Below are 16,987 nucleotides of genomic sequence, written 5' to 3' on the forward strand. Positions count from 1 at the left end.
TCACCTCTTTTGCCATGAATGGCCACCGGGCAAGTCTTTCGTGCGCAGGTGCGTGCTGACCGCCAGAGTGGATACACTCCGTAGTCGTACGAGTGCGCTGTGGCGTGGGGGGCTTATGGGGGATCAGCCGAAGAGGGACGAGAGCGCCCGAGGCTCGGCCGACGGTTGCCTTCCCGCAATTCCGTCCCCGCGAATGGATGGCGTAAGCAACATCGGTGAAGGCCGGTGGCTGGAGCCGCTCCCCCTGGGTGACAGCGGACACAAGGGGGACTTCGGCGAGCAGTTCGTGCAGGCGCTGGCATGCGCAGCGAACTTGAACGTGGGGAAGTCCCGCGATCGACTGGGCTTCGACTGGGAGCTGACGTATCCAGGCCGCAGCGGCAACATGAAACAACCGAAGATCGTTGCCCAGGTGAAGTGCTGGAGTCGCCCCGGCCACGTCAAGGCTGACGAAGACCATTGGCATTACCCGCTCCGAGTGCGCAACTTCAACCTTCTGTCGGGCCGTGACTGGTACGACCCTCGGTTTCTCTTCCTCGTTGTCGTGCCGGAAGACATGAACCAATGGATCGATGTAGACCATGAAGGGCTTTTGCTGAGGTACGCGGCCTACTGGGCATGTTTCCACGACTGCGCACCACTGGAGGGCCGTCACCAGGACAGCAAGGTCCCGGTGGTTGTTCCGAAAGCGAATCTGCTGACCATCCCGGCCCTGCACAACCTCTTCGTCCCGGAATTCCGCGACAAGTTGGAGGCGCGATGATCGTCATCTCGGATGTGGAGTTCGATCAGGCGGCCACGATGGTGCCTGCGGATATTCTTCGCTACTTGCGAGGTCACGGCTGGTCCGCGCAACGCGACTACGGGCGTGGTCAGATCTGGGCACTGCCGACCCCTCCTGGTGTTTCTGGCCCGCCGTACGAGGTGATGGTTCCGCTGGACCGTCGGCCCCGTGACTACGCCAATCGTGTCGCCGACCTACTGGAGACCCTTGCAGTAGTGGAGAACCGCCGTCCGGGTGAGGTGCTGCGGGAGATGACGCTGCCACCCGCAGATTGGCAATATCTGCGTCTTCTCCCGCAAGGCCCGCCCGGCACGGCGCTCCTGGTCGATCTCGTCCCGGCTCTCGTCGGGCTGAGGGACTTGATGGTGGCAGCTGCGGCGGCAGCCGCTGGTGCCTCGGATCCGCAGTCCGTGCAGCCCGCCCAGAAGTCACAGCGGGTGAAAGACTTCGTGAGCACAGTGCGGCTGGACCAGACCCGGCCCGGAAGCTACGTCATCGCGGCCCAGACGCCGCTCGCCGGGCCGAATGGTGAAGTGCCAGTTGATGCACCCGCGGCTGAGCCATTCGCGCGGCAGGTCTCGCGCCGTCTGTACACGGGTGTCCGGTGCGCCGGCCAGGCGGCACGCGAGTCCCTGCGCCGCGACAGCCTGGTCGATTTCGCTCAGTACGCCGCCGAAGGTGTGTCCGCGAACCTTTGCGAAGCGCTCGTCCGGATGGCGGGCGAAGAGCGCAACCCCTATGAGTTCAGCTTCGCCTGGGCGCCCGAGTTGCGCGTGAACCGGGACACGCCCCCCCTCGACTTTCCCCGGGCGCTTCTTGATCCCTTGCAGGAGGGCGCCCGCGACCTGCGGGCGCGCCTCGGCCGACGTGGCGCGTTTCTGCGCGGCACGGTCGTCCGTCTGAACCGCTCCCGTCCGCATGGCCCGGGGGAGGTCACCGTGCTGGCGGCCGTCGAAGGCGAGGAGCACGGCCGGCTCCGGCGTTACCGGATGGTGCTGAGGCAGGAGGACTACTCGCAAGCCGCGCTGGCACACGATCAGGGCCATGAGATCACGGTCCGGGGAGACGTTGCCATGCGTGGCGGCCAAGCGCGGGTGGAGCCGGTCACCGGCTTCACGGTGCACCGAGTCAAGGTCTGACCTGTTCAGCAGGATCGGTACAAGGCACATTCGGCCCACACGGTCTTGGACAGGCTTGTGGGCTGGCTGACGCCCCAGCGCTCGGCCAGTTCCTCCACGAGCAGTAGGCCGTACCCCGACTCGGCGCCGGTCGGACTGTCCGGCCGTCGGCGGGCCGGGACGCGGTCCACCCGGGCGTCCGTCACCTCGATACGCAGCGTGTCCGCGTCCACGACCGACAGGCTCAGGCGGAAGTCCCGGCCCTGTACGCGGCCGTGCAGTGCCGCGTTCGAAGCCAGTTCCGCGATCACAAGCGTGGCCGTGTCGAGGGGCAGGCCCCAGGACCGCAACTGCTCGGTCGCGAGCAGACGGCCGAGACGTGCGCCCCTGCGCGTGGCGGACAGCAATACGGTGAACTGGCGCTCCGAATCAGGCGAGTTGGAGCAGCTTTTCGTTCGGGTGATTTCTTTTTCCACGCCACCCAGCGTGTCGGGACAGCCCTAATCTGGCCAGTATTCAAGCCCGTACGGAGAGTGACTGTCCGCTGGTGGGATAGGGGCGTTTCTGGGCCGTACGGCACCGATTCGCGGGAATTCCCGGAGGTGAACGCGGGTGAGTGCGGACGAGGACGACGCGGGACGTGAGACCCGTACGAATGGCGCGACGGACAGGACGGACGGAGGAGGCTGGGATCCGGGCCTTGAGGACGAGTCCGGGGCGGTGGCCAGGGCGGTCGGCCGTCAGGTGAAGCTCTGGCGGGAGGCCGCCGGAATGACCCAGCCGGAATTCGGCGAGGCCATCGGGTACAGCCACGAGATGGTGTCCTCTGTGGAACGCGGGCGCCGGGTCCCGAAGCCGGAGTTCCTGGACCGTGCGGACGACGTACTCGGCGCGGAGGGCAAGCTCGCCGCGATGAAGAGCGACGCCGCCGAGGCCAAGTACCCGAAGAAGGTCCGCGACCTGGCCAAGCTGGAGGCCGAGTCGGTGGAGATGGGAGCCTACAGCAACCACACGGTGCACGCGCTACTCCAGACGGAGGAGTACGCGCGGGCGTTGTTCGGAATGTGGCGCCCCTTGCTGATGGAAGAGGCGGTGGAGCGGCAAGTGGCGGCCAGGGTGGCTCGCCAGGAGGTCATCGCGGACCAACCTACTTCGCTGTTCAGCTTTGTGCAGGAAGAGGTGACATTGAGGCGCCCGACCGGCGGCAGGTCCGTACACCGGCGGCAACTGGAGCGATTGTTGGAGCTCGGACAGCTCCGCAATGTAGAGATCCAGGTCATGCCGACCGACCGGGATGACCACGCAGGCTTGAGCGGTGCTCTCCGAGTGCTGAAGCTTCGTGGTGGCAAGACGGTTGGCTATGTGGAAGTGCAGCGCTATGGCCGACTGATCTCCGAGCCTGCGGAAGTGCAATACCTGGAGATGCAGTACGGCATCATCCGGGCACAGGCTCTCACTCCCCGGGAGTCGTTGATCCTCATCGAGAAGATGCTGGGAGAGACATGATCTGCGAGCACTCAGCCGAGCGCGGTGCGGTACTGGAGTGGATCAAGAGCAGTCACAGCAGTAGTGCGCCGGATTCCGACTGCATTGAGGTGGCAGCCATCCCCGGCACCGTCCACGTCCGGGACTCCAAGAATGCGGACGGCCCCCACCTGGCCTTCGCGGCTCCTGCTTGGGCCGAGTTCGTCGCGTACGCCACCGGGCGCTGACCGTAGCCACGCACGCGAGGCCGTGCCCCGCCACCAGCGATACCGGTGACGGGGCACACCCACGTCAAACCCGCGCACCCGTTCCCCTCCCTTCGGGCGCCCCTGGGCCGTTCGGCGGACGTGGTGGCGGCATCGCCGTCAGGCTCCCCGCCATGACCTACACACCCATCGACGAATGGATCCTCTTCAATCATCGCCGCCCGCCCCAGGGCGCCGGCTTCACCGTCGAGGATCTCTACAAGCTGCCCGACCTGCCCCGGCACACCGAGCTGATCGACGGGTGCCTGATGCGGGCGGATCCACAGACGGACTTCCACTCGGTGGTCCTGTGCATGTTGTACGGCGTGCTGCGCCGCAGTGCGACGGACGGCATGTGGGTGATCCAGCAGATGACCGTCGTGCTGGACCGGTACAACGCGCCGGAGCCGGACCTGTCCGTCGTCCACGCGAAGGCGGTGCGGGACAGGACGCAGGACCGCTTCGAGGCGGAGGATGTCGTGCTCGCCGTGGAGGCCGTGGCGCGGGACACGCGGGAGCGGGACGAGCGGGTGAAGGCGCGGAAGTACGCGGCGGCCGGGATTCCGTACTTCTGGCTGGTGGAGCCGACGGGGCGGCGGTGGCGCCCGCAGGTGCGGACGCACGAGCTGGATGCGCAGAAGGGGTGCTACGTGCCGACCGGGACGTATCGTGGGCGGCTGCACGCGGCGCGGCCGTTTACCATCGATGTCGATCTCGATGTGCTGCTCGACCGGTTGTGAGAGTCCGGGCGCCGCGTTCTGTAGTCGGGATCGTGCGGATGCGTGACCGATCCCGCCCCTGTACGCCGTCCAGGCGCCCCGGGTGTACGATCTTGCGCCCCGATTGGCCTGGTCTCCCCGTGCTATGGCACACTATCCAGGTTGCTCGGTTGAGTGCCGATGCTGCGCGCCTCCCGCCGGGAGGACTGGAAGCGAGTCCCAGGTATTCGTCGCCTCTTATCAGGGGCGGAAGTACGGGAATCTTCCGGGAAGCGTGGGCGGGGTACCAGCCAGGCGCCCGGTGGGTGTCCTTCCCCCACGTACTCCTTTTCAGGGGCTCCTCCAGTGGAGATCGACGAAGCTGGTGGAGAACTGCGAGAAGGGGCGCGACACGCCCGACCGCGTGGGTCGGAGGAGGGGCGGCCGTCTCTGCGAAGGGGCGGGACGCACCGGGTCCCAGAGCGTTACGAGAGACAGGACTACTGAGTAGCCATGGCGGGACAGAAGATCCGCATCCGGCTCAAGGCCTACGACCACGAGGTCATCGACAGCTCGGCGAAGAAGATCGTCGAGACGGTGACCCGCACTGGTGCGTCGGTCGCGGGCCCGGTGCCGCTGCCCACTGAGAAGAACGTGTACTGCGTCATCAAGTCGCCGCACAAGTACAAGGACTCGCGCGAGCACTTCGAGATGCGCACGCACAAGCGCCTGATCGACATCCTCGACCCGACCCCGAAGACCGTTGACTCGCTGATGCGCCTGGACCTTCCGGCCGGCGTTGACATCGAGATCAAGCTCTGAGAGGCGCGGTAGAGATGGCTAAGCAGATCAAGGGCATCCTGGGCGAGAAGCTCGGCATGACCCAGGTCTGGGACGACAACAACCGTGTCGTTCCGGTGACCGTGGTGAAGGCCGGCCCCTGCGTCGTTACCCAGGTGCGCACCAATGACAAGGACGGCTACGACTCCGTCCAGATCGCCTTCGGCGAGATCGACCCGCGCAAGGTGAACAAGCCCCTCAAGGGCCACTTCGCGAAGGCCGACGTCACTCCCCGTCGTCACCTCGTCGAGGTCCGTACTCCCGACGCGAGCGAGTACACCCTCGGCCAGGAGCTGACCGCTGAGACCTTCGAGTCCGGCGTCAAGGTGGACGTGACCGGCAAGAGCAAGGGCAAGGGCTTCGCCGGTGTCATGAAGCGTCACGGCTTCGGCGGCGGCAAGGCCTCGCACGGTGCCCACAAGGTGCACCGCAAGCCGGGCTCCATCGGTGGCTGCGCCACCCCGGGCCGCGTGTTCAAGGGCATGCGGATGGCCGGCCGTATGGGCAATGAGCGGGTCACCACCCAGAACCTGACCGTCCACGCCGTTGACGCGGAGAAGGGTCTGCTGCTCATCAAGGGCGCAGTTCCCGGTCCGAACGGCGGCCTCGTCCTGGTCCGTACCGCGGCCAAGGGGGCCTGAGGTAACCGATGAGCACCATTGACATCCTTTCGCCGGCAGGCGACAAGGCCGGGACCGTCGAGCTCCCCGCGGAGATCTTCGACGCGAAGGTCAGCGTTCCGCTGATCCACCAGGTCGTCGTCGCGCAGCTGGCCGCTGCCCGTCAGGGCACGCACAAGACCAAGACTCGCGGCGAGGTCCGCGGCGGTGGCAAGAAGCCGTACCGCCAGAAGGGCACCGGCCGCGCGCGCCAGGGTTCGACCCGTGCGCCGCAGTTCGCCGGCGGTGGCGTCGTCCACGGCCCCGTGCCGCGTGACTACTCGCAGCGGACCCCGAAGAAGATGAAGGCCGCCGCCCTGCGCGGTGCCCTCACCGACCGGGCCCGTCACAGCCGTATCCACGTCGTCTCCGGCGTGGTCGAGGGCGCGATCTCCACCAAGGCCGCCAAGGCTCTGTTCGGCAAGATCAGCGAGCGCAAGAACGTGCTCCTGGTCGCCGACCGCGCCGACGAGGCCGCGTGGCTCTCCGCTCGCAACCTGCCCCAGGTCCACATCCTGGAGCCGGGCCAGCTGAACACGTACGACGTCCTCGTCTCCGACGACGTGGTCTTCACCCAGACCGCGTTCGAGTCCTTCGTGTCTGGCCCCAAGGCCGTTGAGACCGAAGGGAGCGACGCCTGATGGCTGACATCGCCGAGCAGGTCACCGTTACCAGCAAGACCTTCACGGACCCGCGCGACATTCTCGTCAAGCCGGTTGTTTCCGAGAAGAGCTACGCGCTGCTGGACGAGAACAAGTACACGTTCATCGTCGACCCGCGCGCCAACAAGACCCAGATCAAGCAGGCCGTCGAGGCGGTCTTCTCGGTCAAGGTCACCGGGGTCAACACGATCAACCGGCAGGGCAAGCGCAAGCGGACCCGCACCGGTTTCGGCAAGCGCGCGGACACCAAGCGCGCCATCGTGACCCTTGCCGAGGGCAACCGTATCGACATCTTCGGCGGCCCGACCTCCTGACGGAGGTCGAGTCGTCCGGAATCGGACGAGGACTGAGAAATGGGTATCCGCAAGTACAAGCCGACGACCCCGGGCCGCCGTGGCTCCAGCGTCGCCGACTTTGTCGAGATCACGCGGTCCACGCCGGAGAAGTCGCTGGTCCGCCCGCTGCACAGCAAGGGTGGCCGTAACAACGCCGGTCGTGTGACCGTTCGCCACCAGGGCGGTGGCCACAAGCGCGCCTACCGTGTGATCGACTTCCGTCGTCACGACAAGGACGGCGTGCCGGCCAAGGTCGCGCACATCGAGTACGACCCGAACCGCACCGCGCGCATCGCGCTGCTGCACTACGTGGACGGCGAGAAGCGCTACATCATCGCCCCCCGCGGCCTGTCGCAGGGCGACCGGATCGAGAACGGCCCTGGCGCCGACATCAAGCCGGGCAACAACCTGCCGCTGCGCCACATCCCCGTGGGTACGACCATCCACGCCATCGAGCTGCGGCCCGGCGGCGGCGCGAAGTTCGCCCGCTCCGCGGGTGCCTCCGTGCAGCTGCTGGCGAAGGAGGGCTCCATGGCCCACCTTCGTATGCCGTCCGGTGAGATCCGCCTGGTCGACGTGCGCTGCCGCGCCACCGTCGGCGAGGTCGGCAACGCCGAGCAGTCGAACATCAACTGGGGCAAGGCCGGCCGTATGCGCTGGAAGGGCGTCCGCCCGACCGTGCGTGGTGTCGTGATGAACCCGGTTGACCACCCGCACGGTGGTGGTGAGGGCAAGACCTCCGGTGGTCGCCACCCGGTCTCGCCCTGGGGCAAGAAGGAGGGTCGTACTCGCTCGCCGAAGAAGGCCAGCAACAAGTACATCGTCCGCCGCCGCAAGACGAACAAGAAGCGCTAGGAGCGGGTTTAGATGCCGCGCAGTCTCAAGAAGGGGCCCTTCGTCGACGACCACCTGATCAAGAAGGTGGATGTCCAGAACGAAGCCGGCACCAAGAACGTCATCAAGACCTGGTCCCGCCGCTCGATGATCGTCCCGGCCATGCTCGGCCACACGATCGCGGTGCACGACGGCCGCAAGCACGTCCCGGTGTTCGTCACCGAGTCGATGGTCGGCCACAAGCTCGGCGAGTTCGCGCCGACCCGCACCTTCCGCGGCCACGAGAAGGACGACCGCAAGTCGCGGCGTCGCTGATCGGCGGAGTGCGAAGACCTATGACTGACACCGAAGGGACAACCATGGAAGCCAGGGCCCAGGCGCGGTACATCCGCGTCACGCCCATGAAGGCCCGCCGCGTGGTGGACCTCATCCGTGGCATGGATGCCACGGAGGCTCAGGCGGTCCTGCGTTTCGCCCCGCAGGCCGCGAGCGTGCCCGTGGGCAAGGTGCTTGACAGCGCCATTGCCAACGCGGCGCACAACTACGACCACACCGACGCGTCCAGCCTCTTCATTTCCGAGGCGTACGTCGACGAGGGCCCGACCCTGAAGCGGTTCCGTCCGCGCGCCCAGGGCCGTGCCTACCGGATCCGCAAGCGGACCAGCCACATCACCGTGGTCGTCAGCAGCAAGGAAGGGACCCGGTAATGGGCCAGAAGGTTAACCCGCACGGGTTCCGGCTCGGCATCACCACGGACTTCAAGAGCCGCTGGTACGCCGACAAGCTGTACAAGGACTACGTCAAGGAAGACGTCGCCATTCGTCGCATGATGACGAAGGGCATGGAGCGCGCCGGTATCTCGAAGGTTGAGATCGAGCGCACCCGTGAGCGCGTCCGCGTTGACATCCACACCGCTCGCCCGGGCATCGTCATCGGCCGCCGCGGCGCCGAGGCCGACCGCATCCGCGGTGAGCTGGAGAAGCTGACCGGCAAGCAGGTTCAGCTGAACATCCTTGAGGTCAAGAACCCGGAGACGGACGCTCAGCTGGTGGCCCAGGCCGTCGCCGAGCAGCTGTCCTCCCGCGTCTCCTTCCGTCGCGCCATGCGCAAGAGCATGCAGTCGACGATGAAGGCCGGCGCCAAGGGCATCAAGATCCAGTGTGGTGGCCGTCTCGGCGGCGCCGAGATGTCCCGCTCGGAGTTCTACCGCGAGGGCCGCGTGCCCCTGCACACGCTCCGCGCGAACGTCGACTACGGCTTCTTCGAGGCCCGTACGACCTTCGGCCGCATCGGCGTGAAGGTCTGGATCTACAAGGGCGACGTCAAGAACATCGCCGAGGTCCGCGCCGAGAACGCCGCCGCCCGTGCGGGCAACCGCCCGGCCCGCGGTGGCGGCAACGACCGCCCGCGTCGCGGTGGCGAGCGCGGTGGCCGCGGCGGTCGCAAGCCGCAGCAGAACGCCGCTGTCGAGGCTCCCAAGGCCGAGGCCGCTGCCGCTGCTCCGGCTGCTGAGAGCACCGGAACGGAGGCCTGACCGACATGCTGATCCCTCGTAGGGTCAAGCACCGCAAGCAGCACCACCCCAAGCGCAACGGCATGGCCAAGGGTGGCACCGAGCTGGCCTTCGGTGAGTACGGCATCCAGGCCGTGACCCCGGCCTACGTGACGAACCGGCAGATCGAGTCCGCTCGTATCGCCATGACCCGTCACATCAAGCGTGGCGGCAAGGTGTGGATCAACATCTACCCCGACCGTCCGCTGACGAAGAAGCCGGCCGAGACCCGCATGGGTTCCGGTAAGGGTTCTCCGGAGTGGTGGGTCGCGAACGTCAAGCCCGGTCGGGTGATGTTCGAGCTGTCCTTCCCGAACGAAAAGGTTGCTCGCGAGGCGCTGACCCGCGCCGCGCACAAGCTTCCGATGAAGTGCCGCATCGTGCGGCGCGAGGCAGGTGAGTCGTGATGGCGGCCGGTACCAAGGCGACCGAGCTGCGCGAGCTGAAGGACGAGGACCTCGTCGCGAAGCTTCGTGAGGCCAAGGAGGAGCTGTTCAACCTCCGCTTCCAGGCGGCAACCGGACAGCTTGAGAACCACGGCCGGCTGAAGGCCGTCCGCAAGGACATCGCCCGGATCTACACCCTGATGCGGGAGCGCGAGCTCGGCATCGAGACGGTGGAGAGCGCCTGATGAGCGAGAAGAATGTGACTGAGACGAACGAGCGCGGCTTCCGCAAGACCCGTGAGGGTCTGGTCGTCAGCGACAAGATGGACAAGACCGTCGTCGTCGCCGTCGAGGACCGCGTCAAGCACGCGCTGTACGGCAAGGTCATCCGCCGTACGAACAAGCTCAAGGCGCACGACGAGCAGAACGCCGCGGGTGTCGGCGACCGCGTCCTCCTGATGGAGACCCGGCCGCTGTCCGCGACGAAGCGCTGGCGCGTCGTCGAGATCCTCGAAAAGGCCAAGTAATTACCTGAGGGCAGCAGCCCTCAGGCCAGTTCCGCCAGGCTCGGCAGGGACTCCCCAGGGAGTCCCTGCCGGGAACCGGCAGACGATCAGGAGATAGACGTGATCCAGCAGGAGTCGCGACTGCGCGTCGCCGACAACACTGGTGCGAAGGAGATCCTTTGCATCCGTGTTCTCGGTGGCTCCGGTCGCCGCTACGCGGGCATCGGTGACGTCATCGTCGCCACCGTCAAGGACGCGATCCCCGGTGGCAACGTGAAGAAGGGTGACGTCGTCAAGGCGGTCATCGTTCGCACCGTCAAGGAGCGCCGCCGTCCGGACGGCTCGTACATCCGCTTCGACGAGAACGCGGCCGTCATCCTCAAGAACGATGGCGACCCCCGCGGCACCCGTATCTTCGGCCCCGTGGGCCGGGAGCTGCGCGAGAAGAAGTTCATGAAGATCATCTCGCTCGCGCCGGAGGTGCTGTAACCGATGAAGATCAAGAAGGGCGACCTGGTCCAGGTCATCACCGGTAAGGACAAGGGCAAGCAGGGCAAGGTCATCCAGGCCTTCCCCCGCGAGGACCGCGTCCTGGTCGAGGGTGTCAACCGGGTCAAGAAGCACACCAAGGCCGGCCAGACCGCTCGTGGCTCGAAGACCGGCGGCATCGTGACGACCGAGGCCCCCATCCACGTCAGCAACGTGCAGCTGGTCGTGGAGAAGGACGGCAAGAAGGTCGTCACCCGCGTCGGGTACCGCTTCGACGACGAGGGCAACAAGATCCGCGTTGCCAAGCGGACCGGTGAGGACATCTGATGACTGCCACCACCAACGCGCCGCGTCTGAAGACGCGCTACCGCGAAGAGATCGCCGGGAAGCTGAAGGACGAGTTCTCCTACGAGAACGTCATGCAGATCCCCGGTCTGACCAAGATCGTGGTCAACATGGGTGTGGGCGACGCCGCCCGCGACTCCAAGCTGATCGAGGGCGCCATCCGCGACCTCACCACGATCACCGGCCAGAAGCCGGCCGTCACCAAGGCCCGTAAGTCCATCGCGCAGTTCAAGCTGCGTGAGGGCCAGCCGATCGGTGCCCACGTCACCCTCCGCGGTGACCGCATGTGGGAGTTCCTGGACCGCCTGCTGTCGCTGGCGCTGCCGCGCATCCGCGACTTCCGGGGTCTGTCCCCGAAGCAGTTCGACGGCCGGGGCAACTACACCTTCGGTCTCACGGAGCAGGTCATGTTCCACGAGATCGACCAGGACAAGATCGACCGGGTCCGGGGCATGGACATCACCGTGGTGACGACCGCCCAGAACGACGACGAGGGCCGTGCCCTGCTTCGTCACCTCGGCTTCCCGTTCAAGGAGAACTGACGTGGCGAAGAAGGCTCTGATCGCTAAGGCGGCTCGCAAGCCGAAGTTCGCTGTCCGCGCGTACACGCGTTGCCAGCGCTGCGGCCGGCCGCACTCCGTCTACCGCAAGTTCGGCCTGTGCCGCGTGTGCCTCCGTGAGATGGCTCACCGCGGCGAGCTGCCGGGCGTCACCAAGAGCTCCTGGTAATTCCTCCGGGCGCCGCCCGACGACCGTCCCCTCGGGGCGCGTTGTCCAAGGGCGGGGCATTCCGGCAGGGATTGTCAAGAGGCTCTCGGTAAGCATCTGGTCGGCGGGCTCCCACCTCGTATGCCGTAGGCTTGCGGGGTTGGGCGCCCGCCGCCCTGACCGACTTACTACGCCGAAGGTCCCCGCGCCGCACCCGTCCCGACTCTGATCGGGGAGAGGGATGGCGCATACAGGAAACCCCGGCGAGAGAGGCCGAAGGCCAATTCATGACCATGACTGATCCGATCGCAGACATGCTCACGCGTCTGCGTAACGCGAACTCGGCGTACCACGACACCGTCGTGATGCCGCACAGCAAGATCAAGTCGCACATCGCGGAGATCCTCCAGCAGGAGGGTTACATCACCGGCTGGAAGGTCGAGGACGCCGAGGTCGGCAAGAACCTCGTCATCGAGCTGAAGTTCGGCCCCAACCGCGAGCGCTCGATCGCCGGCATCAAGCGCATCTCGAAGCCGGGTCTGCGGGTGTACGCGAAGTCCACCAACCTGCCGAAGGTGCTCGGCGGCCTGGGCGTGGCCATCATCTCCACGTCCCACGGTCTGCTCACCGGCCAGCAGGCCAGCAAGAAGGGCGTAGGCGGAGAAGTTCTCGCCTACGTCTGGTAATCAGGGAACGGAGGAATAGCTAATGTCGCGCATTGGCAAGCTGCCCATCCAGGTTCCCGCTGGTGTGGACGTCACCATCGATGGCCGTACGGTCCAGGTGAAGGGCCCCAAGGGTTCCCTGAGCCACACCGTCGCCGCGCCCATCGAGGTCGCCAAGGGTGAGGACGGCGTCCTGCACGTCACCCGCCCGAACGACGAGCGTCAGAACAAGGCCCTGCACGGCCTGTCCCGCACGCTGGTGGCGAACATGATCACCGGCGTGACCCAGGGTTACAGCAAGGACCTTGAGATCAGCGGTGTCGGTTACCGCGTGCAGGCGAAGGGCTCCAACCTGGAGTTCTCGCTCGGTTACAGCCACCCGATCGTGGTCGAGGCGCCCGAGGGCATCTCCTTCAAGGTCGAGTCGCCCACGAAGCTCAGCGTCCTGGGCATCGACAAGCAGAAGGTCGGCGAGGTCGCCGCGAACATCCGCAAGCTGCGGAAGCCCGACCCGTACAAGGCCAAGGGCGTGAAGTACGCCGGCGAGGTCATCCGCCGCAAGGTCGGAAAGGCTGGTAAGTAAGCCATGGCATACGGTGTGAAGATCGCGAAGGGCAACGCCCGCAAGGGTGCCGCCCTCAAGCGGCGCCACATCCGCATCCGCAAGCGGATTTCGGGTACGCCGGAGCGTCCGCGTCTGGTCGTGACGCGGTCCAACCGCCACATGGTGGCGCAGGTCATCGACGACATCGCGGGCCACACGCTGGCCTCGGCGTCGACCCTGGACGTTTCGATCCGCGGTGGCGAGGGCGACAAGAGCGCCCAGGCCAAGCAGGTCGGCGCCCTGGTTGCCGAGCGGGCCAAGGCCGCCGGTGTCGAGGCCGTCGTGTTCGACCGTGGTGGCAACCAGTACGCCGGGCGGATTGCCGCTCTGGCCGACGCCGCCCGCGAAGCCGGGCTGAAGTTCTAAGCCCCGGTTCCGTAGCTAGCGGACGTAAACGAGAGAGGTAAATCCAATGGCTGGACCCCAGCGCCGCGGTGGCGGCGCCGGTGGCGGCGAGCGGCGGGACCGTAAGGACCGGCGGGACGGTGGCGCTGCCGCCGAGAAGACCGCCTACGTCGAGCGCGTTGTCGCAATCAACCGCGTCGCCAAGGTTGTGAAGGGTGGTCGTCGCTTCAGCTTCACCGCGCTGGTCGTGGTGGGCGACGGTGACGGCACCGTGGGTGTCGGTTACGGCAAGGCCAAGGAGGTGCCGGCCGCCATCGCCAAGGGCGTTGAGGAGGCCAAGAAGCACTTCTTCAAGGTTCCCCGTATCGCCGGCACCATCCCGCACCCGATCCAGGGCGAGAAGGCCGCGGGCGTCGTCCTGCTCAAGCCGGCTTCCCCCGGTACCGGTGTGATCGCCGGTGGCCCGGTGCGCGCCGTTCTGGAGTGCGCGGGCATCCACGACGTGCTGAGCAAGTCGCTCGGTTCGTCGAACCCGATCAACATCGTGCACGCCACGGTGACCGCGCTCCAGGGGCTGCAGCGTCCCGAGGAGATCGCGGCCCGTCGTGGCCTGCCGCTGGAGGACGTTGCTCCCGCCGCACTGCTGCGGGCGCGGGCTGGGGTGAGCGCGTAATGGCTCGCCTTCAGATCACGCAGGTCAAGTCCTACATCGGCAGCAAGCAGAACCACCGTGACACCCTGCGTTCGCTGGGCCTCAAGGGCATCAACGACGTGGTTGTCAAGGAGGACCGCCCCGAGTTCCGCGGCATGGTGCACACCGTCCGCCACCTCGTGACGGTCAAGGAGGTCGACTGACATGGCGGAGAACAACCCGCTGAAGGTCCACAACCTCCGTCCTGCCCCGGGCGCCAAGACCGCCAAGACCCGTGTCGGTCGTGGTGAGGCGTCCAAGGGTAAGACCGCTGGTCGTGGTACCAAGGGCACCAAGGCCCGCTACCAGGTTCCGGAGCGCTTCGAGGGTGGGCAGATGCCCCTCCACATGCGCCTCCCGAAGCTGAAGGGCTTCAAGAACCCCGCCCACAAGCAGTTCCAGGTCGTGAACCTGGAGAAGCTGGCCGCGCTGTACCCGCAGGGTGGCGAGGTCACGGTGGCCGACCTGGTCGCCAAGGGCGCGGTGCGCAAGAACGAGCTCGTCAAGGTCCTGGGCCAGGGCGAGATCTCCGTGGCGCTGCAGGTGACGGTCGACGCCGTCTCCGGCTCCGCCAAGGAGAAGATCACCGCTGCCGGCGGCAGCGTCACCGAACTCGTCTGAGTTCACCGGTGAACGGACCGGGGATGCTCCCTTGCTGGGGCATCCCCGGTTGGTCGTTCCAAGGGAGGCACGGTCGCCGGTAAGGTGGCGTGCATTGTTATCTCCGCGCGTCCTGATGGCTGCGCGGTTTTTGCCCGCTTTGTATTCGTCGATCCTCAAGACCGTCCCCTCCCGCCTGTCCGCGGGGGGCGCAGGAGGCACCGTGCTCACCGCGTTCGCCCGAGCGTTCAAGACGCCCGACCTGCGCAAGAAGCTGCTGTTCACGTTGGGCATCGTGCTGGTCTACCGGCTCGGGTCACAGATCCCCGTACCGGGCGTGAGCTACACGAATGTCGACATCTGCATGAAGCAGGCCGGGGCCAACGGCGGGCTCTTCGGTCTGGTGAACATGTTCAGCGGCGGCGCGCTGCTCCAGATCACAATCTTCGCGCTGGGGATCATGCCGTACATCACGGCGAGCATCATCCTCCAGCTCCTGACCGTGGTCATTCCCAAGCTGGAGGCCCTCAAGAAGGAGGGGCAGTCCGGCCAGGGCAAGATCACGCAGTACACGCGGTACCTGACGGTGGGACTCGCCGTGATGCAGGGCGCGGGCGTGGTCGCCGCGGTGCAGAGCGGCGCGCTGTTCCAGGGCTGCCCGGTGGCCTCGCAGGTCATCCCCGACCCCTCGATCTTCACCACCATCACCATGGTCATCACGATGACCGCCGGTACCGCCCTGGTCATGTGGCTGGGTGAGCTGGTGACCGACCGCGGCATCGGCAACGGCATGTCGATCCTGATGTTCGTCGGCATCGCCGCGACGTTCCCGGGCGCGCTGTGGCAGATCAAGCTGTCCGGCAAGCTGGCCGACGGCTGGATCGAGTTCTTCACCGTCATCGTCGTGGGTCTGGCGATGGTCGCGCTGGTGGTCTTCGTCGAGCAGGCGCAGCGGCGGATCCCCGTCCAGTACGCCAAGCGGATGATCGGCCGTCGCTCCTACGGCGGTACGTCCACCTACATCCCGCTCAAGGTGAACCAGGCGGGCGTCATCCCCGTCATCTTCGCCTCGTCGCTGCTGTACATCCCGGCGCTGGTGGCGCAGTTCAGCGGATCCCAGGCGGGGTGGGCGACCTGGATCGCCGCCAACTTCACCAAGGGCGATCACCCGGTCTACATCGTCGCCTACTTCCTCCTGATCGTCTTCTTCGCCTTCTTCTACGTGGCCATCTCCTTCAACCCCGAAGAGGTCGCCGACAACATGAAGAAGTATGGTGGCTTCATCCCGGGTATCCGGGCTGGTCGTCCCACGGCCGAGTACCTCAGCTACGTGCTCAACCGGATCACGTGGCCGGGATCGCTGTATCTGGGGCTGATCGCGCTTGTGCCAACAGTGGCGTTGGTGCTGTTCAAGGCGAACCAGAACTTCCCGTTCGGCGGGACGAGCATCCTGATCATCGTGGGTGTGGGTCTGGAGACCGTGAAGCAGATCGAGAGCCAGCTCCAGCAGCGCAACTACGAAGGGTTCCTCCGCTGATGCGAATCGTCCTCGTCGGGCCCCCGGGTGCCGGCAAGGGTACGCAGGCCGCGTACCTTGCCCAGAACCTCGGCATCCCGCACATCTCCACGGGCGACCTCTTCCGCGCCAACATCAGCCAGGGCACGGCCCTCGGCAAGCAGGCCAAGTCCTACATGGACGCGGGCAACCTGGTCCCGGACGAGGTCACGATCGGGATGGCCAAGGACCGCATGGAGCAGCCCGACGCCGAGGGCGGTTTCCTCCTCGACGGGTTCCCGCGCAACCTGAAGCAGGCCGAGGCGCTGGACGAGAACCTCAAGGCCGCCGGGCTGAAGCTGGACGCGGTCCTGGACCTGGAGGTCCCCGAGGACGAGGTGGTCAAGCGCATCGCCGGCCGCCGCATCTGCCGCAACGACTCCTCGCACGTCTTCCACGTCGCGTACAAGAAGCCCGCCCAGGAGGGCGTGTGCGACGTGTGCGGCGGCGAGCTGTACCAGCGTGACGACGACCGCGAGGAGACCGTCCGCAAGCGGCTGGAGGTCTACCACACGGAGACCGAGCCGATCATCGACTACTACAAGGCGCAGGACCTGGTCGTCACGATCCCTGCCCTGGGCGCGGTCGAAGAGGTGACCCAGCGCGCCATGGCGGCGCTGGGCCGCGGGGAGTAGTCCCCGCCATCGCACCGGGGCCGCGGCCTGCGGCCCGGTGCGGGATCGGGGGGCGTTCGGCATCCTGGTCCGCGACCGGGGCGTACGCCGTTCCGGTCCGTGACCGGGGGTGCGTGCGCCCGGGTCCCCACAGCACGCATACGGCCGCGGCACCCGGGCGGGGGGGGCGGCGGGGGGTCGGCGGACGACCAGGAGGGAAATCACTAAACGAGCACAGCAACTCCGTCTGCGTCGTGGGGGGGTTAAA

General features: G+C 66.6%; 29 protein-coding genes. 28 read left to right on the forward strand and 1 reads right to left on the reverse strand.

The features are described 5' to 3' along the window. The first annotated feature begins 193 nt into the window (after positions 1-193). Positions 194-763 (forward strand): DUF4365 domain-containing protein, encoded by a 570-nt coding sequence (locus tag ABZX96_RS18430; protein ID WP_355545537.1) that lies wholly within the window; start codon positions 194-196, stop codon positions 761-763. Continuing rightward, positions 760-1,923 (forward strand): hypothetical protein, encoded by a 1,164-nt coding sequence (locus ABZX96_RS18435; protein WP_355545540.1) that lies wholly within the window; start codon positions 760-762, stop codon positions 1,921-1,923. Before ABZX96_RS18430 ends, ABZX96_RS18435 begins: the two co-directional genes overlap by 4 nt. A 5-nt stretch (positions 1,924-1,928) precedes the next feature. Here the strand turns inward: ABZX96_RS18435 and ABZX96_RS18440 are convergent, their stop codons facing one another. Continuing rightward, the gene (locus ABZX96_RS18440) at positions 1,929-2,378 is read right to left on the reverse strand and encodes an ATP-binding protein (protein ID WP_355545542.1); all 450 of its coding nucleotides are present in this window, start codon (positions 2,376-2,378) and stop codon (positions 1,929-1,931) included. A gap of 244 nt (positions 2,379-2,622) precedes the next feature. Here ABZX96_RS18440 and ABZX96_RS18445 point away from each other — a divergent pair, with 244 nt between their 5' ends. The 26 genes from ABZX96_RS18445 to ABZX96_RS18570 all read left to right on the forward strand — a co-directional run bounded on the left by ABZX96_RS18445 (position 2,623) and on the right by ABZX96_RS18570 (position 16,740). Next, entirely contained in the window at positions 2,623-3,408 is a 786-nt protein-coding gene (locus ABZX96_RS18445; RefSeq protein ID WP_355545599.1) for a helix-turn-helix transcriptional regulator, read from the forward strand. Continuing rightward, complete coding sequence (locus tag ABZX96_RS18450; RefSeq protein ID WP_355545544.1) at positions 3,405-3,614, forward strand: DUF397 domain-containing protein; 210 nt, start codon at positions 3,405-3,407, stop codon at positions 3,612-3,614. Before ABZX96_RS18445 ends, ABZX96_RS18450 begins: the two co-directional genes overlap by 4 nt. 152 nt (positions 3,615-3,766) lie before the next feature. Further along, entirely contained in the window at positions 3,767-4,372 is a 606-nt protein-coding gene (locus ABZX96_RS18455; RefSeq protein WP_355545546.1) for a Uma2 family endonuclease, read from the forward strand. Between the two features lie 471 nt (positions 4,373-4,843). Then, positions 4,844-5,152 (forward strand): 30S ribosomal protein S10, encoded by a 309-nt coding sequence (gene rpsJ / locus ABZX96_RS18460; RefSeq protein ID WP_003948644.1) that lies wholly within the window; start codon positions 4,844-4,846, stop codon positions 5,150-5,152. A gap of 14 nt (positions 5,153-5,166) precedes the next feature. After that, positions 5,167-5,811 (forward strand): 50S ribosomal protein L3, encoded by a 645-nt coding sequence (gene rplC / locus ABZX96_RS18465; protein WP_355545549.1) that lies wholly within the window; start codon positions 5,167-5,169, stop codon positions 5,809-5,811. Between the two features lie 8 nt (positions 5,812-5,819). Then, positions 5,820-6,470: a 50S ribosomal protein L4 gene (gene rplD / locus ABZX96_RS18470; protein WP_355545552.1), complete on the forward strand. Its 651-nt coding sequence runs from the start codon at positions 5,820-5,822 to the stop codon at positions 6,468-6,470. Next, the gene (gene rplW / locus ABZX96_RS18475) at positions 6,470-6,805 is read left to right on the forward strand and encodes a 50S ribosomal protein L23 (RefSeq protein ID WP_355545555.1); all 336 of its coding nucleotides are present in this window, start codon (positions 6,470-6,472) and stop codon (positions 6,803-6,805) included. The genes rplD and rplW overlap by 1 nt, the downstream gene beginning before the upstream one ends. Before the next feature lie 39 nt (positions 6,806-6,844). Then, the gene (gene rplB, locus ABZX96_RS18480) at positions 6,845-7,681 is read left to right on the forward strand and encodes a 50S ribosomal protein L2 (RefSeq protein ID WP_355545558.1); all 837 of its coding nucleotides are present in this window, start codon (positions 6,845-6,847) and stop codon (positions 7,679-7,681) included. A 12-nt stretch (positions 7,682-7,693) separates the two neighbouring features. After that, positions 7,694-7,975 carry a 30S ribosomal protein S19 gene (gene rpsS / locus ABZX96_RS18485; RefSeq protein WP_014178772.1) on the forward strand — a complete coding sequence of 94 codons (282 nt, stop codon included), beginning with the start codon at positions 7,694-7,696 and terminating at the stop codon, positions 7,973-7,975. A 44-nt stretch (positions 7,976-8,019) separates the two neighbouring features. Next, complete coding sequence (gene rplV, locus ABZX96_RS18490; protein WP_009327087.1) at positions 8,020-8,367, forward strand: 50S ribosomal protein L22; 348 nt, start codon at positions 8,020-8,022, stop codon at positions 8,365-8,367. Continuing rightward, entirely contained in the window at positions 8,367-9,194 is an 828-nt protein-coding gene (rpsC, locus tag ABZX96_RS18495) for a 30S ribosomal protein S3 (protein WP_355545562.1), read from the forward strand. The genes rplV and rpsC overlap by 1 nt, the downstream gene beginning before the upstream one ends. Positions 9,195-9,199: 5 nt before the next feature. After that, complete coding sequence (rplP, locus tag ABZX96_RS18500; RefSeq protein ID WP_355545565.1) at positions 9,200-9,619, forward strand: 50S ribosomal protein L16; 420 nt, start codon at positions 9,200-9,202, stop codon at positions 9,617-9,619. Further along, the gene (gene rpmC / locus ABZX96_RS18505) at positions 9,619-9,843 is read left to right on the forward strand and encodes a 50S ribosomal protein L29 (RefSeq protein WP_355545568.1); all 225 of its coding nucleotides are present in this window, start codon (positions 9,619-9,621) and stop codon (positions 9,841-9,843) included. Before rplP ends, rpmC begins: the two co-directional genes overlap by 1 nt. Further along, the gene (gene rpsQ, locus ABZX96_RS18510; protein ID WP_019888756.1) at positions 9,843-10,124 is read left to right on the forward strand and encodes a 30S ribosomal protein S17; all 282 of its coding nucleotides are present in this window, start codon (positions 9,843-9,845) and stop codon (positions 10,122-10,124) included. Before rpmC ends, rpsQ begins: the two co-directional genes overlap by 1 nt. A gap of 99 nt (positions 10,125-10,223) precedes the next feature. Next, a complete protein-coding gene (rplN, locus tag ABZX96_RS18515) occupies positions 10,224-10,592 on the forward strand; it encodes a 50S ribosomal protein L14 (RefSeq protein WP_003998823.1) in 369 nt (122 codons plus the stop codon). Between the two features lie 3 nt (positions 10,593-10,595). Further along, on the forward strand, positions 10,596-10,919 hold the full coding sequence (rplX, locus tag ABZX96_RS18520; RefSeq protein WP_065963007.1) for a 50S ribosomal protein L24: 324 nt from the start codon (positions 10,596-10,598) through the stop codon (positions 10,917-10,919). Further along, positions 10,919-11,479, forward strand: coding sequence for a 50S ribosomal protein L5 (rplE, locus tag ABZX96_RS18525; protein WP_242583626.1), 561 nt, complete (start codon positions 10,919-10,921; stop codon positions 11,477-11,479). The genes rplX and rplE overlap by 1 nt, the downstream gene beginning before the upstream one ends. Before the next feature lies 1 nt (position 11,480). Further along, positions 11,481-11,666, forward strand: coding sequence for a type Z 30S ribosomal protein S14 (locus tag ABZX96_RS18530; RefSeq protein ID WP_004571834.1), 186 nt, complete (start codon positions 11,481-11,483; stop codon positions 11,664-11,666). Positions 11,667-11,932: 266 nt separating this feature from the next. Further along, complete coding sequence (rpsH, locus tag ABZX96_RS18535) at positions 11,933-12,331, forward strand: 30S ribosomal protein S8 (RefSeq protein ID WP_355545574.1); 399 nt, start codon at positions 11,933-11,935, stop codon at positions 12,329-12,331. A gap of 22 nt (positions 12,332-12,353) precedes the next feature. After that, on the forward strand, positions 12,354-12,893 hold the full coding sequence (rplF, locus tag ABZX96_RS18540) for a 50S ribosomal protein L6 (protein WP_355545576.1): 540 nt from the start codon (positions 12,354-12,356) through the stop codon (positions 12,891-12,893). 3 nt (positions 12,894-12,896) lie between these two features. Next, positions 12,897-13,280, forward strand: coding sequence for a 50S ribosomal protein L18 (gene rplR / locus ABZX96_RS18545; protein ID WP_355545578.1), 384 nt, complete (start codon positions 12,897-12,899; stop codon positions 13,278-13,280). A gap of 46 nt (positions 13,281-13,326) precedes the next feature. Beyond that, positions 13,327-13,932, forward strand: a complete 606-nt coding sequence (rpsE, locus tag ABZX96_RS18550) for a 30S ribosomal protein S5 (protein WP_355545580.1) — start codon at positions 13,327-13,329, stop codon at positions 13,930-13,932. Further along, complete coding sequence (gene rpmD / locus ABZX96_RS18555; protein ID WP_355545582.1) at positions 13,932-14,114, forward strand: 50S ribosomal protein L30; 183 nt, start codon at positions 13,932-13,934, stop codon at positions 14,112-14,114. The genes rpsE and rpmD overlap by 1 nt, the downstream gene beginning before the upstream one ends. Position 14,115: 1 nt before the next feature. After that, positions 14,116-14,571, forward strand: coding sequence for a 50S ribosomal protein L15 (gene rplO / locus ABZX96_RS18560; RefSeq protein WP_355545584.1), 456 nt, complete (start codon positions 14,116-14,118; stop codon positions 14,569-14,571). Positions 14,572-14,773: 202 nt separating this feature from the next. Beyond that, entirely contained in the window at positions 14,774-16,087 is a 1,314-nt protein-coding gene (gene secY / locus ABZX96_RS18565; protein WP_355545585.1) for a preprotein translocase subunit SecY, read from the forward strand. Continuing rightward, positions 16,087-16,740 carry an adenylate kinase gene (locus ABZX96_RS18570; protein WP_355545587.1) on the forward strand — a complete coding sequence of 218 codons (654 nt, stop codon included), beginning with the start codon at positions 16,087-16,089 and terminating at the stop codon, positions 16,738-16,740. The genes secY and ABZX96_RS18570 overlap by 1 nt, the downstream gene beginning before the upstream one ends. Positions 16,741-16,987 lie beyond the last annotated feature (247 nt).

This window comes from Streptomyces sp. NPDC003077 (assembly GCF_040611095.1).
GTDB lineage: Bacteria > Actinomycetota > Actinomycetes > Streptomycetales > Streptomycetaceae > Streptomyces.

What these genes read in the sequence shown, in the direction of transcription:
- ABZX96_RS18430 (WP_355545537.1), top strand. Translation starts at nt 194, where the DNA reads ATGGATGGCGTAAGCAACATCGGTGAAGGCCGGTGGCTGGAGCCGCTC.
- ABZX96_RS18435 (WP_355545540.1), top strand. Translation starts at nt 760, where the DNA reads ATGATCGTCATCTCGGATGTGGAGTTCGATCAGGCGGCCACGATGGTG.
- ABZX96_RS18450 (WP_355545544.1), top strand. Translation starts at nt 3,405, where the DNA reads ATGATCTGCGAGCACTCAGCCGAGCGCGGTGCGGTACTGGAGTGGATC.
- ABZX96_RS18455 (WP_355545546.1), top strand. Translation starts at nt 3,767, where the DNA reads ATGACCTACACACCCATCGACGAATGGATCCTCTTCAATCATCGCCGC.
- rpsJ (WP_003948644.1), top strand. Translation starts at nt 4,844, where the DNA reads ATGGCGGGACAGAAGATCCGCATCCGGCTCAAGGCCTACGACCACGAG.
- rplC (WP_355545549.1), top strand. Translation starts at nt 5,167, where the DNA reads ATGGCTAAGCAGATCAAGGGCATCCTGGGCGAGAAGCTCGGCATGACC.
- rplD (WP_355545552.1), top strand. Translation starts at nt 5,820, where the DNA reads ATGAGCACCATTGACATCCTTTCGCCGGCAGGCGACAAGGCCGGGACC.
- rplW (WP_355545555.1), top strand. Translation starts at nt 6,470, where the DNA reads ATGGCTGACATCGCCGAGCAGGTCACCGTTACCAGCAAGACCTTCACG.
- rplB (WP_355545558.1), top strand. Translation starts at nt 6,845, where the DNA reads ATGGGTATCCGCAAGTACAAGCCGACGACCCCGGGCCGCCGTGGCTCC.
- rpsS (WP_014178772.1), top strand. Translation starts at nt 7,694, where the DNA reads ATGCCGCGCAGTCTCAAGAAGGGGCCCTTCGTCGACGACCACCTGATC.
- rplV (WP_009327087.1), top strand. Translation starts at nt 8,020, where the DNA reads ATGGAAGCCAGGGCCCAGGCGCGGTACATCCGCGTCACGCCCATGAAG.
- rpsC (WP_355545562.1), top strand. Translation starts at nt 8,367, where the DNA reads ATGGGCCAGAAGGTTAACCCGCACGGGTTCCGGCTCGGCATCACCACG.
- rplP (WP_355545565.1), top strand. Translation starts at nt 9,200, where the DNA reads ATGCTGATCCCTCGTAGGGTCAAGCACCGCAAGCAGCACCACCCCAAG.
- rpmC (WP_355545568.1), top strand. Translation starts at nt 9,619, where the DNA reads ATGGCGGCCGGTACCAAGGCGACCGAGCTGCGCGAGCTGAAGGACGAG.
- rpsQ (WP_019888756.1), top strand. Translation starts at nt 9,843, where the DNA reads ATGAGCGAGAAGAATGTGACTGAGACGAACGAGCGCGGCTTCCGCAAG.
- rplX (WP_065963007.1), top strand. Translation starts at nt 10,596, where the DNA reads ATGAAGATCAAGAAGGGCGACCTGGTCCAGGTCATCACCGGTAAGGAC.
- rplE (WP_242583626.1), top strand. Translation starts at nt 10,919, where the DNA reads ATGACTGCCACCACCAACGCGCCGCGTCTGAAGACGCGCTACCGCGAA.
- rpsH (WP_355545574.1), top strand. Translation starts at nt 11,933, where the DNA reads ATGACCATGACTGATCCGATCGCAGACATGCTCACGCGTCTGCGTAAC.
- rplF (WP_355545576.1), top strand. Translation starts at nt 12,354, where the DNA reads ATGTCGCGCATTGGCAAGCTGCCCATCCAGGTTCCCGCTGGTGTGGAC.
- rplR (WP_355545578.1), top strand. Translation starts at nt 12,897, where the DNA reads ATGGCATACGGTGTGAAGATCGCGAAGGGCAACGCCCGCAAGGGTGCC.
- rpsE (WP_355545580.1), top strand. Translation starts at nt 13,327, where the DNA reads ATGGCTGGACCCCAGCGCCGCGGTGGCGGCGCCGGTGGCGGCGAGCGG.
- rpmD (WP_355545582.1), top strand. Translation starts at nt 13,932, where the DNA reads ATGGCTCGCCTTCAGATCACGCAGGTCAAGTCCTACATCGGCAGCAAG.
- rplO (WP_355545584.1), top strand. Translation starts at nt 14,116, where the DNA reads ATGGCGGAGAACAACCCGCTGAAGGTCCACAACCTCCGTCCTGCCCCG.
- ABZX96_RS18570 (WP_355545587.1), top strand. Translation starts at nt 16,087, where the DNA reads ATGCGAATCGTCCTCGTCGGGCCCCCGGGTGCCGGCAAGGGTACGCAG.